14 protein-coding genes are annotated in these 17,074 nt (G+C 70.1%); 8 read left to right on the top strand and 6 right to left on the bottom strand.

What is annotated here, in order from left to right; all coding sequences use genetic code 11:
* The first annotated feature begins 101 nt into the window (after nt 1-101).
* Both ABZT18_RS18445 and ABZT18_RS18440 read left to right on the top strand, forming a co-directional pair.
* Nucleotides 102-497 carry a DUF3592 domain-containing protein gene (locus tag ABZT18_RS18445; RefSeq protein WP_354995958.1) on the top strand — a complete coding sequence of 132 codons (396 nt, stop codon included), beginning with the start codon at nt 102-104 and terminating at the stop codon, nt 495-497.
* Nucleotides 498-638: 141 nt separating this feature from the next.
* Nucleotides 639-1,562: a diacylglycerol kinase gene (locus ABZT18_RS18440; protein WP_354995957.1), complete on the top strand. Its 924-nt coding sequence runs from the start codon at nt 639-641 to the stop codon at nt 1,560-1,562.
* Here the strand turns inward: ABZT18_RS18440 and ABZT18_RS18435 are convergent.
* Nucleotides 1,525-2,436 (bottom strand): EamA family transporter, encoded by a 912-nt coding sequence (locus ABZT18_RS18435; protein ID WP_354995956.1) that lies wholly within the window; start codon nt 2,434-2,436, stop codon nt 1,525-1,527. The two genes, ABZT18_RS18440 and ABZT18_RS18435, sit on opposite strands and share 38 nt — an antisense overlap.
* Nucleotides 2,437-2,565: 129 nt before the next feature.
* Here ABZT18_RS18435 and ABZT18_RS18430 point away from each other — a divergent pair, with 129 nt between their 5' ends.
* Both ABZT18_RS18430 and ABZT18_RS18425 read left to right on the top strand, forming a co-directional pair.
* On the top strand, nt 2,566-2,874 hold the full coding sequence (locus ABZT18_RS18430) for a hypothetical protein (RefSeq protein ID WP_354995955.1): 309 nt from the start codon (nt 2,566-2,568) through the stop codon (nt 2,872-2,874).
* On the top strand, nt 2,871-3,269 hold the full coding sequence (locus ABZT18_RS18425; protein WP_354995954.1) for a hypothetical protein: 399 nt from the start codon (nt 2,871-2,873) through the stop codon (nt 3,267-3,269). The genes ABZT18_RS18430 and ABZT18_RS18425 overlap by 4 nt, the downstream gene beginning before the upstream one ends.
* A 17-nt stretch (nt 3,270-3,286) precedes the next feature.
* Here ABZT18_RS18425 and ABZT18_RS18420 read toward each other — a convergent pair whose 3' ends face one another.
* A complete protein-coding gene (locus ABZT18_RS18420; RefSeq protein WP_354995953.1) occupies nt 3,287-4,057 on the bottom strand; it encodes an HAD-IA family hydrolase in 771 nt (256 codons plus the stop codon).
* A gap of 86 nt (nt 4,058-4,143) precedes the next feature.
* On the opposite strand from ABZT18_RS18420, the gene ABZT18_RS18415 reads away from it, so the two are divergent.
* Nucleotides 4,144-6,945 (top strand): DEAD/DEAH box helicase, encoded by a 2,802-nt coding sequence (locus ABZT18_RS18415; protein WP_354995952.1) that lies wholly within the window; start codon nt 4,144-4,146, stop codon nt 6,943-6,945.
* A 165-nt stretch (nt 6,946-7,110) separates the two neighbouring features.
* On the top strand, nt 7,111-7,989 hold the full coding sequence (locus tag ABZT18_RS18410) for an MHYT domain-containing protein (protein WP_354995951.1): 879 nt from the start codon (nt 7,111-7,113) through the stop codon (nt 7,987-7,989).
* A gap of 19 nt (nt 7,990-8,008) precedes the next feature.
* Here ABZT18_RS18410 and ABZT18_RS18405 read toward each other — a convergent pair whose 3' ends face one another.
* From ABZT18_RS18405 to ABZT18_RS18390, 4 genes are all read right to left on the bottom strand, one after another.
* Nucleotides 8,009-8,905 (bottom strand): endonuclease/exonuclease/phosphatase family protein, encoded by an 897-nt coding sequence (locus ABZT18_RS18405; protein ID WP_354995950.1) that lies wholly within the window; start codon nt 8,903-8,905, stop codon nt 8,009-8,011.
* Between the two features lie 129 nt (nt 8,906-9,034).
* Nucleotides 9,035-9,979, bottom strand: coding sequence for a superoxide dismutase (locus tag ABZT18_RS18400; protein ID WP_354995949.1), 945 nt, complete (start codon nt 9,977-9,979; stop codon nt 9,035-9,037).
* Nucleotides 9,980-10,084: 105 nt separating this feature from the next.
* Complete coding sequence (locus tag ABZT18_RS18395) at nt 10,085-12,415, bottom strand: beta-L-arabinofuranosidase domain-containing protein (protein ID WP_354995948.1); 2,331 nt, start codon at nt 12,413-12,415, stop codon at nt 10,085-10,087.
* 20 nt (nt 12,416-12,435) lie between these two features.
* Entirely contained in the window at nt 12,436-13,815 is a 1,380-nt protein-coding gene (locus ABZT18_RS18390; RefSeq protein ID WP_354996088.1) for a glycoside hydrolase family 43 protein, read from the bottom strand.
* A gap of 489 nt (nt 13,816-14,304) precedes the next feature.
* On the opposite strand from ABZT18_RS18390, the gene ABZT18_RS18385 reads away from it, so the two are divergent.
* Nucleotides 14,305-16,077: a family 43 glycosylhydrolase gene (locus tag ABZT18_RS18385; protein ID WP_354996087.1), complete on the top strand. Its 1,773-nt coding sequence runs from the start codon at nt 14,305-14,307 to the stop codon at nt 16,075-16,077.
* Nucleotides 16,078-16,352: 275 nt separating this feature from the next.
* Nucleotides 16,353-17,074: endo-1,4-beta-xylanase (locus ABZT18_RS18380; protein WP_355251921.1), on the top strand; the 722-nt coding region annotated here is incomplete at its 3' end.

The raw sequence follows: 17,074 nt of genomic DNA, 5'->3' as shown, positions 1-17,074 counted from the left end.
CGGGCCGGCTTCGCGCGGACCGGGCCCGCCCACCGCCGCGCGACGGCAGCTTCCGCCGGCCAGGTTCGCACGACTGTTGCGGTGAAGGGCATCATGCATTCATGAACTCGGGCGCCATCATCACCATTGTCGTGGGTGTGTCCTTGGCCTGTGTCGGCCTGTTCCAGGCATGGGGGTTCCGGAAGCTGCGCCGAACCGGCGTGGCATCTGTCGGCACAGTGGTAGGCCATGAGAGGACCGTCGACGACGGCGCGCTCTACGCACCGGTGATCGCCTTCGTCGACGAGAATGGCAGGAAGCGTCAGTTCACGGTCCCCACACGCACCAGCGGGCGTGTCCACCGTGTCGGGCAGGAGGTTCCGGTGGTCTATCCGCCGGGGCGTCCGCACGACCCGCGACTGAGTTCGTTCACGCACTACGTGTTGCAGGTCGGCCTGCCGCTGGCTGTAGGTGCGTTGTTTGCTCTCCTCGGCCTGCTCGGTCTGCGGCAGGTGTGAATACCGTGCTGCGGGCCATCTCTGTCCCGCAGCACGTCGAGAACCGGCCCTGGGATGAAAGGGGCTCCCGGTCGGGCCGTTTCCCGATCTGATCAGGAATCTCGCAGGTGCAGCTTGGTCGGCTGTCGCCCGACCGCTACGGTGCTGCCCGTGACCGCAGACGATCACCTGCCCGGCCCCGTCGCCGTGCTCGCGAACTCCACCGCTGGCCGAGGCCGCTACAGCGCTCTGCTGCCGCGGCTGCTGGACGGTTTGGCCGGCGCTGGCCAACCAATCCGACTGCTGGAGGCGTCCAGCCCGGCCGAGGCGGAGGCGGCCTGTCGTACAGCGCTCGCCGATGGTGCTGGCGCGCTGGTGGCGATCGGCGGGGACGGCACAGTGCACCGGGCGTTGCAGGCGGTCGCGGGCACCGACGTGCCGTTCGGTGCGGTGCCCGCCGGCACCGGCAATGACTTCGCCCTCGACACCGGCTTCCCGGCCGACCCCCTCGCCGCGGTCGCGGTGATCGTCGAGGCGCTGCGGGCCGGCCGGACCCACCTCGTCGACCTGGCCCGCATGACCGGAGCCGATGGCACCGAGCGTTGGTACGGGGCGGTCCTCGCGGCCGGGTTCGACTCGATCGTCAACGAGCGGGCCAACCGGATGCGTTGGCCGCGTGGCCCGCGCCGGTACGACGTGGCGATCCTGGTCGAGCTGGCCCGGCTGCGGCCCCGCCGTTACACGCTGCGCCTCGACGGGGTGCCGCACGAGCTGGACGCGGTGCTCGTGGCGGTGGGCAACTGCCCGACGTACGGGGGAGGGATGCGGATCTGCCCCGACGCCGACCCGACCGACGGGCTGCTCGACGTGGTGGTGGCCGCTCGGGTCAACCGGCGGACCCTGATCCGGGTCAAGCCGCGCATCTACCAGGGCACCCACGTCAGCCACCCCCTGGTGAGCAGCTACAAGGCCCGCACGGTGGAGCTGACCGCCGAGGGCATCACGACGTACGCCGACGGGGAACGCTCGCTGGAGCTGCCCGTGACGATCAGCGCCGTCCCGGGCGCCCTGCGGCTGTTGCGTTGACCCGTACCGCACCGATGCTGGCCGCGATGATCAGCACGATGGCGGCGCACTCCAGCAGGGTCAGCGCCTGCCGCAGCACCAGCCACCCGGCGAGCGTGGCGATGGCCGGGCCGAGGCTCATCAGCACCGCGAAGGTGGCGGTGGGCATCCGCCGCAGCGCGAGCAGCTCCAGGGTGTAGGGCAGCCCGGAGGCGAGCACCGCGAGGCCGGCGCCGAGCGCCAGCACCGGCGGGTCGAGCAGCACCGCGCCGCCGTCGATGATGCCGAGGGGCAGGGTGACCAGCGCGGCGAGCGTCAGCGCCAGGGCCAGCCCGTCCGCGCCCGGGAAACGGCTGCCGACCCGGGCGCTCAGCACGATGTACGCGGCCCACATGGCGCCCGCGCCGAACGCGAAGGCCACCCCGGCCGGGTTCAGCCGGTCGAAGCCGCCCTGCCCGAGCAGTGCCACCCCTGCCAACGCCAGCCCGGCCCAGCCCCAGCTGGCCAGCCGCCGGGCGCTGAACACCGACAGCGCCAACGGGCCGAGCACCTCCAGCGTCACCGCCGGGCCCAGCGGGATGCGTTCGATGGCCTGGTAGAACAGCGAGTTCATGCCGGCCAGCGCCAACCCGAACGCGCCCACCGCGAGCCAGGCCGACCGGTCGTGCCCGCGCAGTCGGGGGCGGCACACGACGAGCAGGAGCACCGCCGAGATCGTCAACCGCAGGGTCACCGCACCGGCCACCCCGGTGCGCGGGAAGAGCAGCGCGGCCACGGCGGAACCGAACTGCACCGACAGCGCCCCGCCGACCACCAGCCCGACGGCGGCGACGCCACCGTGCCGGGCCGATGGCGCGTCGGTCGGCGGTGGTGTGGGCAGCAGGGTCTCCGTCACGGGCACGACGGTAGGCGGTCCGTCCCGGCCACGCTCCGGCGGTGTCCACCTCCCGAAACTCGCCGCTCGCGCCGACACGGCCGGCGTTAACGGTCGCCAACGCGGTGCTACCGGCGTACCTTCCGAGGTATGACCAGCGGCATGCGAAAACTGTCGATCTCCGTGCCACCCGACGTGGCGGAGCGCCTCCAGCACGAGCCCAACGCCAGCGCCTACGTCACGCAGGCTGTCCGTGACCGCATGCGTCTGGACGCCCTGGACGCGGAGTTGGCCCACCAGGGCATCCACATCACCGAGCAGGGCGTGGCCGAGGCGCGCGCCCGCCGCGCCGCCGTTGAAGCCGCATGGTCGCCGGAGCGCCGCGACGCCCTTCGTGAGCGGGCACGCCAGCACGCGCTCGACGCCGCCGCCGGCACTGTCGAGCAGCCGGCCGCATGACCGCCGAGGACGACCGGCCGATCCGGCTTGTGCTGGACCGGTCGGCACTGCTGGCGTACCTCGCGGGGTCGGTGCATGTGGGTGAGCCGCTGCACGAGGTCATTCAGGACCGCAACAGGTTCGGTGTCACCGCGGTGACCGCGGCGGAGGCCCTGGCAGTCGTCAGCGACCCCAAGGAACGGGCGAGCCTGCACCGGCTGCTGACCCTGGACGCCTGCGAGGTGCTCACCACGGAGGGGCACTCCTGGCACGAACTCAGCTTCTGGCGCACGCTGACGGGCCGTGTCGATCTGGCCACCACCGTGCTGGCCGTCCTCGAACACGACGCCGCGATCCTCAGCGGAGAGGACCGGTACGGCGACGGCGATCTACCGGTGATTCACATCCCGGACTGACAGCGGCACGGCGTGGGTCAGCCCGGCAGGGCGAGATCGAGCACGGCGCCCAGCCCGTTCTCCTGACCCGGGTCGGCGGCCGGGAGCACCAGCACGGCGCAGCCGGCGGCCACCGCGCCCGCGTCCGCCGGTGTGTCGCCGACCATCAGCGTCTGCTCCGGGTCGACGCCGAGCATCCCGCACGCCCGCCAGAAGATGGCCGGGTCGGGCTTGCAGCGCCCCACCTCGTACGAGAGCACGAACGCGTCGACCAGGTCGGTCAGCCTCCAGGCGTCGAAGTGCGGCCGTAGGTCGAAGCCGATGTTGCTGACCACCGCCACTCGCACCCCGGCGTCGCGCAGCGCGGTCAACGTGGGAGCGGTGTCCGGGTACGGCAGCCAGCCCTCGGCGATCAGCAGCCGCTCGTAGAGCGCGTCGGCGAAGCCCTCGATGCCCGCGTCGACGGTCTCGGCCAACCCGGTGTACGCGCCCCGGTGGGCGTGTTGGTAGAGATCCCGGTCGGCCCACAGCTCGGCCAGCCGGGGCGGCACCCGCGCTGGTAGTGGCCCGCCGGCGCGCCCCGCGGTCAGCAGCCGGTCGGCCAGCGAGGTGGCTCGAACCCGGTCCAGGGTGACCCCGCACGAGGCCGCCGCCTCCAGCACCCACTGCCGGGGCTCCTCCACCTGCGCCAGGGTGCCGTGGAAGTCGAAGAGCACCGCCTTGACGGGCCGTCGGGACGCCCGGGGGGCGGCGGCGGCCTCGGCGCTGCCCGGCGGACGGGTCTGAGGCGGTTCGGCATGGTCCGGCACGCCGTGCACCCTACCGACCGCCCCCGATGGCACCTCCGGACGGCCTTGACGGGTGTCGTGTCCCGGCACGCACTAATCTTGGTGCCATGTCGAGCCCCGCCGAGCGGTACGCAGCGGCGCGCCGCCGAGCCGCACAGGCCTCACAGTTCCCGGCGCTGGACGAGTTCGCCCTTGACCTGGGGTTCGACCTCGACGATTTCCAGCGGGAGGCGTGTCAGTCGCTGGAGCGGGGCAGCGGTGTGTTGGTCTGCGCCCCCACCGGTGCCGGCAAGACCGTGGTGGGGGAGTTCGCCGTCCACCTGGCGCTGCGCGGGCGGCCCGGCGACCCGGCGGTGTCCGACGATCCGGCGACGCCGCCGGTCCGGCGCAAGTGCTTCTACACCACGCCGATCAAGGCGCTGTCCAACCAGAAGTACCACGACCTGGTCGCCCGGTACGGTGCCGAGCAGGTCGGCCTGCTGACCGGCGACAACGCGATCAACGGCGACGCGCCCGTGGTGGTGATGACCACCGAGGTGCTGCGCAACATGCTCTACGCGGGCTCCAGCACCCTGCAGGGGCTGGCGTACGTGGTGATGGACGAGGTGCACTACCTCGCCGACCGGTTCCGCGGTGGGGTGTGGGAAGAGGTGATCATCCACCTGCCCGCCTCGGTCACCCTGGTCTCGTTGTCGGCGACCGTCTCCAACGCCGAGGAGTTCGCCGACTGGCTGGTCACCGTGCGCGGCGAGACGGCGGTGGTGGTCAGCGAGCACCGGCCGGTGCCGTTGTGGCAGCACATGCTGGTCGGCAAGCGGATGTTCGACCTGTTCCACGACGCCGACGCCGCCCGCAAGCACGACGTGCACCCGGAGTTGCTGCGCTACACCCGGGAGACCGCGCGACGGTTGGAGTTGGGCGAGGGGCGCAGCGCGGGGCCCGGCGCCGGCCGGCGTGGCCCGCGCTGGCGTGGCCCGATGCGCCCGGACATCGTCGACCGGCTGGACCGGGAGGGTCTGCTGCCGGCGATCCTGTTCATCTTCAGCCGGGCCGGTTGCGCCGCCGCGGTGCAGCAGTGTCTCGCCGCCGGGCTGCGGCTCACCTCGCCCGAGGAACGGGCCGAGATCCGCCGGGTCGTCGAGTCCCGGGTCACCGCCATCCCTGGTGAGGACCTCTCGGTGCTCGGGTACTGGGAGTGGCTCGACGGCTTGGAGCGCGGCCTCGCCGCCCACCACGCCGGCATGCTGCCGGTGTTCAAGGAGATCGTCGAGGAGTTGTTCGTCCGCGGCCTGGTCAAGGCGGTCTTCGCCACCGAGACCCTCGCGCTGGGCATCAACATGCCGGCCCGTTGCGTGGTCCTGGAACGGCTGGTCAAGTACAACGGCGAGGCGCACGTCGACCTGACCCCGGGGGAGTACACCCAGCTCACCGGGCGCGCCGGGCGCCGTGGCATCGACGTGGAGGGGCACGCCGTCGTGGTGTGGTCCCCGGAGACCGACCCACGGCAGGTGGCCGGGCTCGCGTCCACCCGCACCTACCCGCTGCGCTCCAGCTTCCGGCCCTCGTACAACATGGCGGTGAATCTGGTCGGCACGGTCGGCGTGGAGCCGGCCCGGGCCCTGCTGGAATCCTCGTTCGCCCAGTTCCAGGCGGACCGGTCGGTGGTTGGCCTGGCGCGGCAGGTGCAGCGCAACACCGAGACCATCGAGGCGTACGGCACGGAGGCCGCCTGCCACCACGGCGACTTCGAGGAGTACTTCGCGCTGCGGGTGGCGATCGCCGACCGGGAGAAGGCCATCGCCCGGCAGGGGCAGACCCAGCGCAAGGCCGCCGCGGTGGAGTCGTTGGAGCGGCTGCGGATCGGTGACGTGATCCGGGTGCCGTCGGGCCGGCGGGCCGGGCTGGCCGTGGTGCTGGACCCGGCGACCGGCGGGTTCGGTGAGCCCCGCCCGCTGGTGCTGACCCAGGACCGTTGGGCCGGGCGGGTCAGCCCGGGCGACTTCACCACCCCCGCCGAGGTGCTGGCTCGGATCCGGGTGCCCAAGCACTTCAACCACCGGTCCCCGGGTGCCCGGCGCGATCTCGCCGCCGAGGTCAGCGGCACCGGCCTGGACCGGCACGGCGGCCGACGCGGTGGCCGATCCCGGCAGGTGGCCGGCGAGGACCACGGGATCACCCAGCTCCGCACCGAGCTGCGCAACCACCCCTGCCACGCCTGCCCGGAGCGGGAGGAGCACGCCCGCTGGGCGGAGCGTCGCCGACGGCTGGAGCGCGACACCGAGGAGCTGCGCGAGCGGGTCTCCGGGCGTACCGGGTCCCTCGCGCGGACGTTCGACCGGATCGTGGCGCTGCTGACCGAGCGCGGTTACCTCGCCCGCGACGGCGCCGTCACCGACGCCGGCCGGATGCTCGGCCGGATCTGGACCGAGGCGGACCTGCTGGTCGCCGAGTGCCTGCGCCGGGGAGTGTGGAACGGCCTGTCCCCGGCCGAGCTGGCCTCCGCGGTGTCCGTGGTGGTCTTCGAGGCACGCCGCGACGTCGACGAGCGGGCGTCGCTGCCGCGCGGGGCGGTGGCCGACGCGGTGGACGAGACGCTGAAGCTGTGGGGCGAGATCGAGGCCGATGAGGCGGCGCGCGGGCTGACCGCGACCCGGGAGCCGGATCTCGGCTTCGCCTGGCCCGTCTACCGGTGGGCCCGCGGCGAGACGTTGGCCAAGGTGCTCGGCAGCGGGCACGAGATCGACGGGGAGATGCCCGCCGGTGATTTCGTCCGCTGGGCGCGACAGGTCGTCGACCTGCTCGGTCAGCTTGCCGACTCCGGCGGGGCGTCGCCGGAGCTGCGGTCCACCGCCCGTCAGGCGATCGCGGCCGTCAACCGGGGCGTACTGGCCTACCACACCTCCGCCTGATCATCAGATTCGGTCACCATCCCTGACGAATCGACGCATCGGACGGTCACCACGTCAGCACCCCCCGGATAGCCCGGGGGTCGCTGTTGCGCCTGCTCACGGCAGCCCTGATCATTGCCCGAGCGCCTTATTGACGCGCTGGTAACGAATGGGGAGAAGACCGCCGTGGCGGAGATCAATCACTTTGAGTACGGGTGGATCACGCCCGCGCTGAGTTACGCGCTGTCCGTGCTCGGCTCGATCCTCGGGCTGGTCTGCGCCGGGCGTATCCGCGCGGCGCGCACGACCGGCCAGCGGGCCTGGTGGGGCCTGCTCTCGGCCTGGGCTCTGGGTGGCACCGCCATCTGGGCGATGCACTTCATGGCCATGCTCGGGTTTGCCGTCGACGGCACCCGGATTCGCTACGACGTGCCGCTGACGGTGGCCAGCACGGCCATTGCCGTCGTGGCGGTCGGTATCGGCCTGGCCATCGTGGGCACCGGCCGGTTGAACCTGGTACGACTGATCGCCGGTGGCGTCTTCACCGGTGCTGGTGTGGCCTCCATGCACTACACCGGGATGGCGGCGATGCGCCTCAACGGCAGCCTCGGCTACGACACCACCCGGGTCGTGCTCTCGGTGGTCATCGCTGTCGTGGCGTCCACCGTGGCGCTGTGGCTCGCGATGACCGTCCGACGGGGGTTGGCGATCTTCGCCTCCGCGCTGGTCATGGGCGTCGCCGTGAACGGGATGCACTTCACCGGCATGAGCGCCCTGTCCGTGCACCGCCACGAACGTGCGGGTGAGGTGACCGGCGCCGGGGTGAGCACACTGCTGGTGCCGATCGTGCTGGCAGTGATCTTCGGGGTGGTCGGTCTGCTCTACGCCCTGCTCGCCGCTCCGACCGACGACGACCGGGCCGCCGCCGCGTACCTGGACGGTCGGCGGGTCCCGGAACCGGCGGCCGCGGCACCCGCTCCGGACCCGGTCGGGTTGCGGGCCCGCTCCACCCTCGGCCAGCCGGGCACCCCGTTCCCGTCCCGCCGGGACACGCCGCCCCGGTGACGTCGTGTGGCGTCGGCGGTCAGCCGTGCCCGATGCGGGGGTCCGTCGGCGGTCGACCGCGGTCGATGCTGAGGGTGGCCAGCAGCCCGGGGTGATCGGTCGCCCCGTGCATGGCCACCGATCTGCGACAACAGAGCGTGATGTCGGTTGTCGCCATGATGTGTTGCAGCCTGCCGTCGTCGATCCGCTGATAGCCCGCCTGCTCACAGGGCCGCACGCCGAGGTCGCCGTCGGCCCGTAGGTTGAGGTCGCCAGTCAGCACGGTCGGCTCGTACCCGGTGCTCCTACTGATCGTCGGCAGGATCGTGTCGAGCAGGTGGCCGCACTGGGCGAGCGCGACCCGGTAACTGGTGGCCGCCAGGTGCGTGGTGCAGGCGAGCAGGGCGCCCTCGACGTTGACGCAGAGCCAGGCTCGTTCCTCGGGGTCCACGACGTCCTGCGTCGGGTGGATGCCGCCGTACACGGCGCGCGGGGTGTCCGGCGTCCGGACGTGGGTCAGCAGCCCGACGCCGTACGGCTGGCCGTTGCGGCACCGGGTGACCTCGCCGCTGGGGCGGTCGCCCGCGGCCTGGAACGCGGCCATGACGGTCCGACCGGTGTGGACGGTTTCGAACACGTACTCCAGGACGGAAAGGTCGTCCTCACAGATTTCGTTGAGGGTGACCAGATCGGGCGCCTCGGCCTTGATCACCTCGACGGCCCTGGTCATCGCTCGGCCCGTGTAGCAGCCGGCGCGACCGCTGTTGCAGAGGTTCATCTGGAGCACCCGCAGGATGATGGGTTCGGGGGTGTCCGCAGCGGCGGCGTCGGCGGGGGCGGCGCGGACGACCGGCGGCCCGGCTGGCAGTCCGGCGGCCGCGATCAGGCAGCCGACGGCCAGGGCTCGGCGCAGAAATCGGTATGAACGGTCGGCCACGCGGACTCCGGGTGAAGGAGGCGACAGTCTTCGCCGAGGTGCCAGTGATCTTACTGGCGGCTGCTCGGCGACCGGACCCGCGAGGGCGGCCGAGGGGGCACACGAGGTGCGCGTACCCCCTCGGGTCACTCAGTGAGCGCGGACCGCGACGGCCGTGTACGGCGTGGTCGGGGTCGGTGGGGTCGTGAAGCGGGCGTTGGGCAGGTAGAGCTTGCCCCGCGCCTTGGCGACGGTCGTGGGTACGTCGAAGTTCGGGTCGGTGATGGTGTCGGTGACCGTTCCGGCGGTGCCGGCGCGGTTGAGCGTGACCACCGCGATCTGGTTGAGGCGGTTCTGCACGACGTAGAGGGTGTGGCCGAGCAGCAGCAGCCCGTCGCCGTTGGTGAAGGTGTAGCCGGGCACGTCCACGACGGTGCTCACGCCGGTCGCCGGGTCGACCCGGTACAGCGTGCCGGTGGCGGACTGGACGACGATCAACGCCCTGCCGTCCGGTGTGGTGGCGATGCCGTTGAGGTTCACGCCGGTGCCGACCTGCTCGTACGCGCCGGTCAGCGCGATGGTGGTGAAGCCGTCGGCGGGCGGCAGCGCGCCGCCCCGGCCGAGCGGCAGCCGGTAGAGCACCGGCCGGTTGGAGTCGGTGAAGTACGCGGCGTCGCGGGTCAGGACGACGTCGTTGACGAACGTCGGGGCGGTGGCGAACTGGTAGCTGGCCAGCACCTCGCCGGTGCGGGTGTCGAGTACGCGGGCGTCGCCGGCCGTGCCGCCGGAGACGAACAGTCGGCCGCGTGGGTCGACCTTGAGGCCGAGCGACGGGGTGCCGGTGGCCGCGCCGATCGTCGTGCCCCGGCCGGTGACCAGGTCGACGCGCTGGATGGCACCGGTGGCGCGGGAGCCGAAGTAGGCGTAGCGGCCGGCGGTGGCGATGCCCTCGGGTTGGAAGCCGTCGGGTAGGGCGAGGACGGTGGGCGGCCGCCCACCGGGGTGCGCCTGCGCAGGCACGGGCGCGACGGCGACGGAGGTCAGCAGGGCGGCGGTCAGAGCGCCGCGAAGCGTGGTCCGAAGGGGTCGGTTCACTGTGCTCCTTCTGGGCGGAAAGGCGGCACGAGCCGACCCATCCGCCACGATCACTGGGGCCAGGACCCTCCCCACTGTACGACCGGTGCCGGCCACGACGGGTCGTCAGGCGTTGCGGACGAGCCTCCACCGGTTGTCCGTGCTGCCGTTGTCCGCATCCTGTACGGCCTGTGCGCCCCAGGCGGTCGATCCGTTCAGGATGCCGAGCAGCTTGCCGCTGTTGACGTTGCGGATCCGGTAGGTGCCGTCGCCGTTGTCCACGAGAGTCCAGCGGTGGTCGGCGGTGCCGTTGTCCGACCATTGCAGGACCCGGGCGTTGTCGGCGGTGGACATGTTCTCCACGCCCAGCACCTTGCCGCTGTTGACGTTGCGGAACCGGACGGCGCTGCCGTCGGTGACGACGACCCAGTTGTGGTCCGCGGTGCCGCTGTCGCCCCACTGCACAGCGAGTCCACCGTCGGCGGTGGACATGTTCTGGATACCGAGGACCAGGCCGGTAGCGACGTTGACCAGGCGGCTGCTGCCACCGGTGGTGCCGCCGCTGGTGCTCCAGTAGACGGTGTAGTTGTATCCGTGGGCATCCTGGAACGGAGCGAGGGGCACCGTCGACCCGTTCGCGCTGGCGGTGAAAGCGAGCGAGGTGGTGCTGGTGCGGGTGATCGAGGAGGCGGTGAGTGACGGCAGGGCGCTGAGGGCGGTGTTGCCGTAGTTGCCGGCCAGCACCGCCGGGCCGTACGTGATCGCGGCGACGTTGGCGTTGTCGTTGGCGGCTCGGACGACGACCTGCATCGGTAGCCGCACGGTGATGGTGTCGCCGGCGGCCCAGGTACGGGTGACCGTGGCGTAGCCGCCCGGTGTGGTGGCGACGTTCTGCACCGCGCCGTTGACGGCGACCGTCGCGCCGTTGGCCCAGGACGGAATCCGCACCCGGATGCTCCACGAGCCGCTCATCGAGCCGGACAGGGTCAGGGCGGTGGTGTCACTGACCGGGTAGCTGGTGCTCTGGGTGACGGTGATGCCGCGCTGCGACCAGTTCAGCACCGACGGCGTGAACAGGTTCACGGTCAGCGTCGTGCCGTTGTAGAAGTAGATGGAGTCCATCAACTTCGTGTTGATCTCCAGGCCGGTGCCCTGGCAGCACCAGAACGAGTTGTAGTCGGTGCTCCAGGTGCCGCCACCCCACGCCGGGCCCACGCCTCGACGCCCACCCGGCCTGAGCGGGGTGAAATAGGTGATGTGGCCGTGGTTGTCGCCCGGGTTCTGTCCACCGATCAGGTGGTTGACCATCGCGCGCTCGTAGTAGTCGAAGTAGTCCGCCCGGTTCGGGTCGAGCAGCCACAGCTCGCGGGTCAGCTTGAGCATGTTGTAGGTGTTGCACTGCTCGCAGGTGTCGTTGCTGAGGTAACCGGCGATCGCGTTGGGCGCCCGGAAGTGCTCGGCCTGGCTGTTGCCGCCGATGACGTAGGAGTGCGCGCCGACGGTGATGCTCCACGCGTTGCTGGCGATGTCCCGGTAACGGGTGGTCCCGGTGGCCTTGAACTCCCGGGCCGCGCCCACCCACTTGGGAACCTGCGTGTTGGCATGCAGCCCGGAGAGCTGGTCCTGGTTGGCGGCCAGGGGGTTGAACACGGCGGCGTGGTCGAACCGCTGCGCGGCGGTGAGCCACCGGCCGTCACCGGTCTGCTGGTAGATGTCGGTCAGCACCTCGTTCATGCCACCGAACTCGGTGCCCAGCATCGACTGCATCTGGCTGGAGCTCAACCGGGACGTCCGGGTGTCGACCCAGCCGGCGAGGGCCAGCAGCACCGTACGGGCCTGCGTGTTGCCGGTGTAGCGCCAGACGTCGAGCAGCCCGGCGAGGGTCTTGTGGATGCAGTAGTAGGGCACGTTGCCGTTGGACAACGTCCGTGCCTCGAGCGCGGTGAAGTCGGACTCCGGGAAGCCGGAGAGGTATCCCGCGCCGAACCCGGCCGACCCGTTGTTCGCCTGGCACCTGGCCAGCTCGGCCACCATGTAGTTCGCCTTGTCCCGGCAGGTGGTGTCGCCCAGCACCGCGTACCCGTGCGCCCAGGCGGTCAGGAAGTGCCCCTGCATGTGGGTCCGGAACGGGAAGTTCGGCGCGTCCCAGCCCCCGTTGGCGGCGGCACCGTTGGTGGACAGCCGGTGGTTGGCGCGGAAGTTGTAGAGCAGGCGGTCGACGTCGACGAACCGCAGATAGTTCAGCGTCCGCGTCTGGTTGTCCATCCAGCGGCCGGCGGTCAGCCGCACCTGACCGAGGTCGAACGGATACGCCGAGACGCCGATGTCCGTACGGGCCGGCGGCACCACGGCCGCGGCCGCGCTTCCGGCGGCAATGGTGGTGCCGGTCGCGGAGAGCACCACGGTGGCTCCGGCGGCCTGAAGGAGGTGGCGGCGGCTGAGGGGCGGGGGTGACATGGGAACCTCCAGGGGGATTGCTACGGGGTGATCCGGAAGGTGGCGTCCTGGCGGTCAGCGGCGCTCGAGCTGCCGCTGAGTGGATCGATGCGCAACAGGTAGTTGGCGTGTCGCAGGTAGCGGGTCGGGAAGTTGTACGAGCGGAACGACGTCCAGGCGGCGTCGGCGAGCCCTGCCGTCCGGTAGAAGGTGGCGTCGGCCCGGAACACCGAGGTGTTCTCGTTCGCGGCGAGCCGGACCTCGTAGTTGTAGTGCCGCAGGTAGGAGCCGGGATAGTTCACCGACTGGAAGGACACCCCGGTGGAGTCGGCGAGGCCGGGCACCATCCGCCACATCTGGTCCTGGTACGGGTCGAACGGGTACGCGTCCAGCCGGGCAATGTTGTCGGCGTGCCGGACGTAACGGTCGGGCAGGTTGGAGGACTTCAGCCGGACCCAGTTCGGCGTCCCCCAGCGGGTGATCAGGCCGTTGTACTCCGCGTCCGTGATACCGATCATCGAGCCGTGCTTCGCGTTCATCGGCGGCGTGTAGTCGCGCTGGTTCATCGGGGTCCACGAGTTGCCCCCGATGGTCGTCGTCGACCAGGCGTAGTAGTCGTTGTTGACCGGGCCGTACGAGTCGCCCCACAGCCGCCAGCCACTGCCGTCGATCGCCTTGACCAGCAGCGGGGCCTCGATGCCGGTGCCCTGCATGAGCCCGCTGGTGTACGTGGTGAAGCTGTTCGGGGCGCCGGTGCTGGACCGGGCGCCGTAGAGGTTCCCGTTGCCGAGATTCTTGTAGTAGAGGTACGTGGTGCCGCCGTCGATGACGACGTCTCCGTCGAGGACGCCGAAGCCGGGGCTGAAGAACACCTGCGGCGAGCTGACCGTCTGGAAGTCGCTGGTGTAGTTGACCAGGAAGACGTCCTGGCCGTTGTTGGCGGAGTAGACGATGGCGTACTGGCCGCGGGCGGCGTCCCAGAAGGCGGTTGGGGCCCAGGTGTGGGTGTTCAGGGTGTGCATCCGGATCCGGCGGTATCCGGTGAAGCTCGTCAGGTTGGTCGAGTCCCACACGTGCAGGTACTGACTGTTGAGGCCGAAGTTGGTGCCTTTGAGGTCGGTGGCGAGCACCACGAAGGTGCCGTCCTGCTTGCGGAGGACGAACGGGTCCCGCAGGCCCAACTGGCCGGCTGTTGGTGTGACGACCGGGTTGTTCTGGTTGAGCGGCGTCCAGTTCAGGCCGTCTCGGCTGACGCCGAGGTGCAGCCCGTAGTCCGCGCCCTGGAACTGGGGCGTCTCGGTGAAGTAGGCCATGACGTACGCGGTGTTCGGCGCGGCGAGGGCGGCGCGCGGAAGACTCAGCACGCCGGTGGCGGCGGCAGCGGTGGACAGGGCGCCCAGGGTGAAGGCGCGTCGGGTCATCGGCACGACAGACGACCTTTCTGACAGCGGGACGGTGGTGGCAGGCTCAGCGACGTAACGACCGAAATCGGCAGTCTGGGCCGGGCGGGCATTGACGGCGCTGCCGCCATGGGCCTCACGTACAGGGCTCGGCTCATAGCGACGTATCAATGTGATCGCTAACATAGTTGTTCGTTAACACGCTCGCAACCCCCCGCGTCTTGTCCTGGCCGCTGTTGACGCTCGCCACGCCGCTCAGTACGGTGCATCGTAGATCTTCGATGTCAGCGTCGATACGCCAGTGCTGCGATGTGGTTACGACGTTCACCCCGCGAGGTGCAAAAAACCAGGTCAAACGAGTAGGAGAGGCTTCGTCTGAGATCTGTTAGCGCTAACAGCAAGCCCTGTGCGCACACGGCACACACTCTGGGAGTAATCGTGAAGGTGGCACAACGAACCACAGCCCGGACCAACCGCGGAGCCAGGCCCGCCGTCGCATGGCTTGCCAGCCTGGTCTGCGTCCTCGCCCTGGTCCCGGGCACGGCCAACGCCGACAACCCCATCGTCCAGAACATCTACACCGCCGACCCCGCGCCGATGGTGCACAACGGCCGCGTGTACGTCTACACCGGACACGACGAGGATGCGTCCACATACTTCACCATGCGTGAGTGGCGGGTGTACTCGTCCGCGGACATGGTGAACTGGACCGACCATGGCGTGCCCATGAGCCTGGCGACCTTCGCCTGGGCCGACGCCAACGCGTGGGCTGGCCAGGTCATCGCCCGCAACGGAAAGTTCTACTGGTACGTGCCGGTGCGCCAGCGCTCGAATGGGCAGATGGTCATCGGGGTCGGGGTGGCGGACAGCCCGACCGGTCCTTTCCGGGACGCGCTCGGTCGACCACTGGTCGGCAACGGTGAGATCGACCCGCATGCCTTCATCGACGACGACGGGCAGGCGTACCTGTACTGGGGTAACCCGGGCCTGTGGTACGTGAAGCTGAACCCGGACATGATCTCCTTCTCGGGCGGCGCGACCAGGATCCCGCTCAGCACGGCGGGCTTCGGCACCCGCACCGGGAACGCCAGCCGACCCACCCTGTACGAGGAGGGGCCCTGGGTCTACAAGCGTAACGGCTTGTATTACACCGTGTTCGCGGCGGAATGCTGCTCCGAGTTCATCGCCTACTCCACGGCGACCGGCCCCACCGGACCATGGACCTATCGGGGGGCGATCATGCCCCGGCAGGGCAGCAGCTTCACCAACCACGCCGGTGTCGTCGACTTCAACGGCGGCTCGTACTTCTTCTACCACAACGGCGCACTGCCCGGCGGGAGCGGCTACACCCGCTCGGTCGGCGTGGAGAAGTTCACCTACAACTCCAACGGCACGTTCCCGACCATCACCATGACCACCGCGGGCGTACCCCAGGTGGGCACGCTGAATCCCTACGCCCAGCAGGAGGCCGAGACGATCGCGTGGGGCTCCGGCATCGAGACGGAACCGTCCAGCGAAGGCGGCATGAACGTCGGCTGGATCGAGAACGGCGACTACATCAAGGTCAAGGGCGTCGCGTTCGGCACCGGCGCGACCTCGTTCACCGCACGGGTCGCCTCGGCCACCAGCGGCGGCCGGATCGAGGTGCGACTCGACAACACCACCGGCCCGCTGGTGGGCACCTGTGCGGTGCCGGGCACCGGCGGCTGGCAGTCCTGGACCAACACCACCTGCGCGGTGAGCGGGGCGACCGGAACACGTGACCTGTACCTGCGCTTCGTTGGCGGCAGCGGCAACCTGCTCAACCTGAACTGGTGGCAGTTCAGTGGCACCGGTGGGAGCGGGAACGTGCTGACCAACGGCACCGTGGAGAGCGGCACGACGGGCTGGGGCACCCACGGCAGCGGAACGCTGTCCAGGAACACCGCCGTCGTGCACGGCGGCACCGGGTCGCTGTCGATCACCGGCCGGACCGCGTCGTGGAACGGCCCCGGCCAGGACGTGACCTCGAAGCTCACCAACGGCAAGAGCTACACCACCAACGTCTGGGTACGGTCGCAGAGCGGCACACCGTCGGCGAAGGCGACTCTCTCACTGACTGCCAACGGCACGACGAACTACGTGCAGCTGACCCCGGCGGCGGGGGTGAACGCCAACGGCTGGACCCTGCTCACCGGCACGGCGACCGTGGCATGGAGCGGCACGCTGTCCAGCGCCACCTTCTATGTCGAGACGGCGGCGGGCACCGACAGCCTCCTCGTCGACGACGCCTCGTTGCAGTGACGCGGGTGCCGGAGCCGTGTGCGCACGGCTCCGGCGCATGACTTGACGAACGACATGTTATCGCTCACAGTCGATGGTTGAGGGCGGCCGCACCTGTGGTTCACCGGGCGAGCCTGCTGGTCGCACCTCGGAGCACGACGTCCGCCCAGGGCATGCCGGGCGTCGTGCCAGGACTCCCAGCACTGGTGCCGTGACGGCGGCCGGGCTCTCGCTCGTCATGGTCTCGACAGTTGGGGATGAATCCGCGGTCGAACCACCACAGAGAAGGAATTCGCATGAATCACCAGAGAGCCCTGCGAGTGGCGGTGACGCTCGCAGTCACCGGCACACTCGCCGCCGGAATGACGATGACGCTGACCACCGCGGCCAGTGCCGGGACGACCCTGAGAGCGTCGGCGGCCGAGAAGGGTCGTTACTTCGGCGCTGCTGTCGCGACGAACAAGCTTTCCGACAGTACGTATGTGACTGTTCTGAACCGTGAGTTCAACAGTGTCGTGGCCGAGAACGAGATGAAGTGGGATGCCACTGAGCCGCAGCAGGGTCGCTTCAGCTACACCGGGGGTGATCGTCTGGTGAGTCACGCGCGGGCCAATGGGATGAGTGTGCGGGGTCATGCGCTGTTGTGGCATGCGCAGCAGCCGGGTTGGGCGCAGGGCCTGTCGGGTAGTGCGTTGCGGAACGCGGCGATCAACCATGTCACGCAGGTGGCGACGCATTTCCGGGGTCAGGTCTACGCCTGGGATGTGGTGAACGAGGCGTTCGCTGACGGGGGTGGTGGTGGGCGGCGTGATTCGAATCTGCAGCGCACCGGTAATGATTGGATCGAGGCGGCGTTCCGGGCGGCGCGGGCGGCTGATCCGGGTGCGAAGTTGTGTTACAACGACTACAACACCGATGGTGTCAACGCGAAGTCGACTGGTGTCTACAACATGGTTCGGGACTTCCGGTCTCGTGGTGTGCCGATTGACTGTGTGGGTTTCCAGTCGCATCTGGGGAC

It is taken from the genome of Micromonospora sp. NPDC005291, assembly GCF_040607415.1.
Lineage (GTDB): Bacteria > Actinomycetota > Actinomycetes > Mycobacteriales > Micromonosporaceae > Micromonospora.
This window is presented reverse-complemented; position numbering and strand designations above follow the sequence as displayed.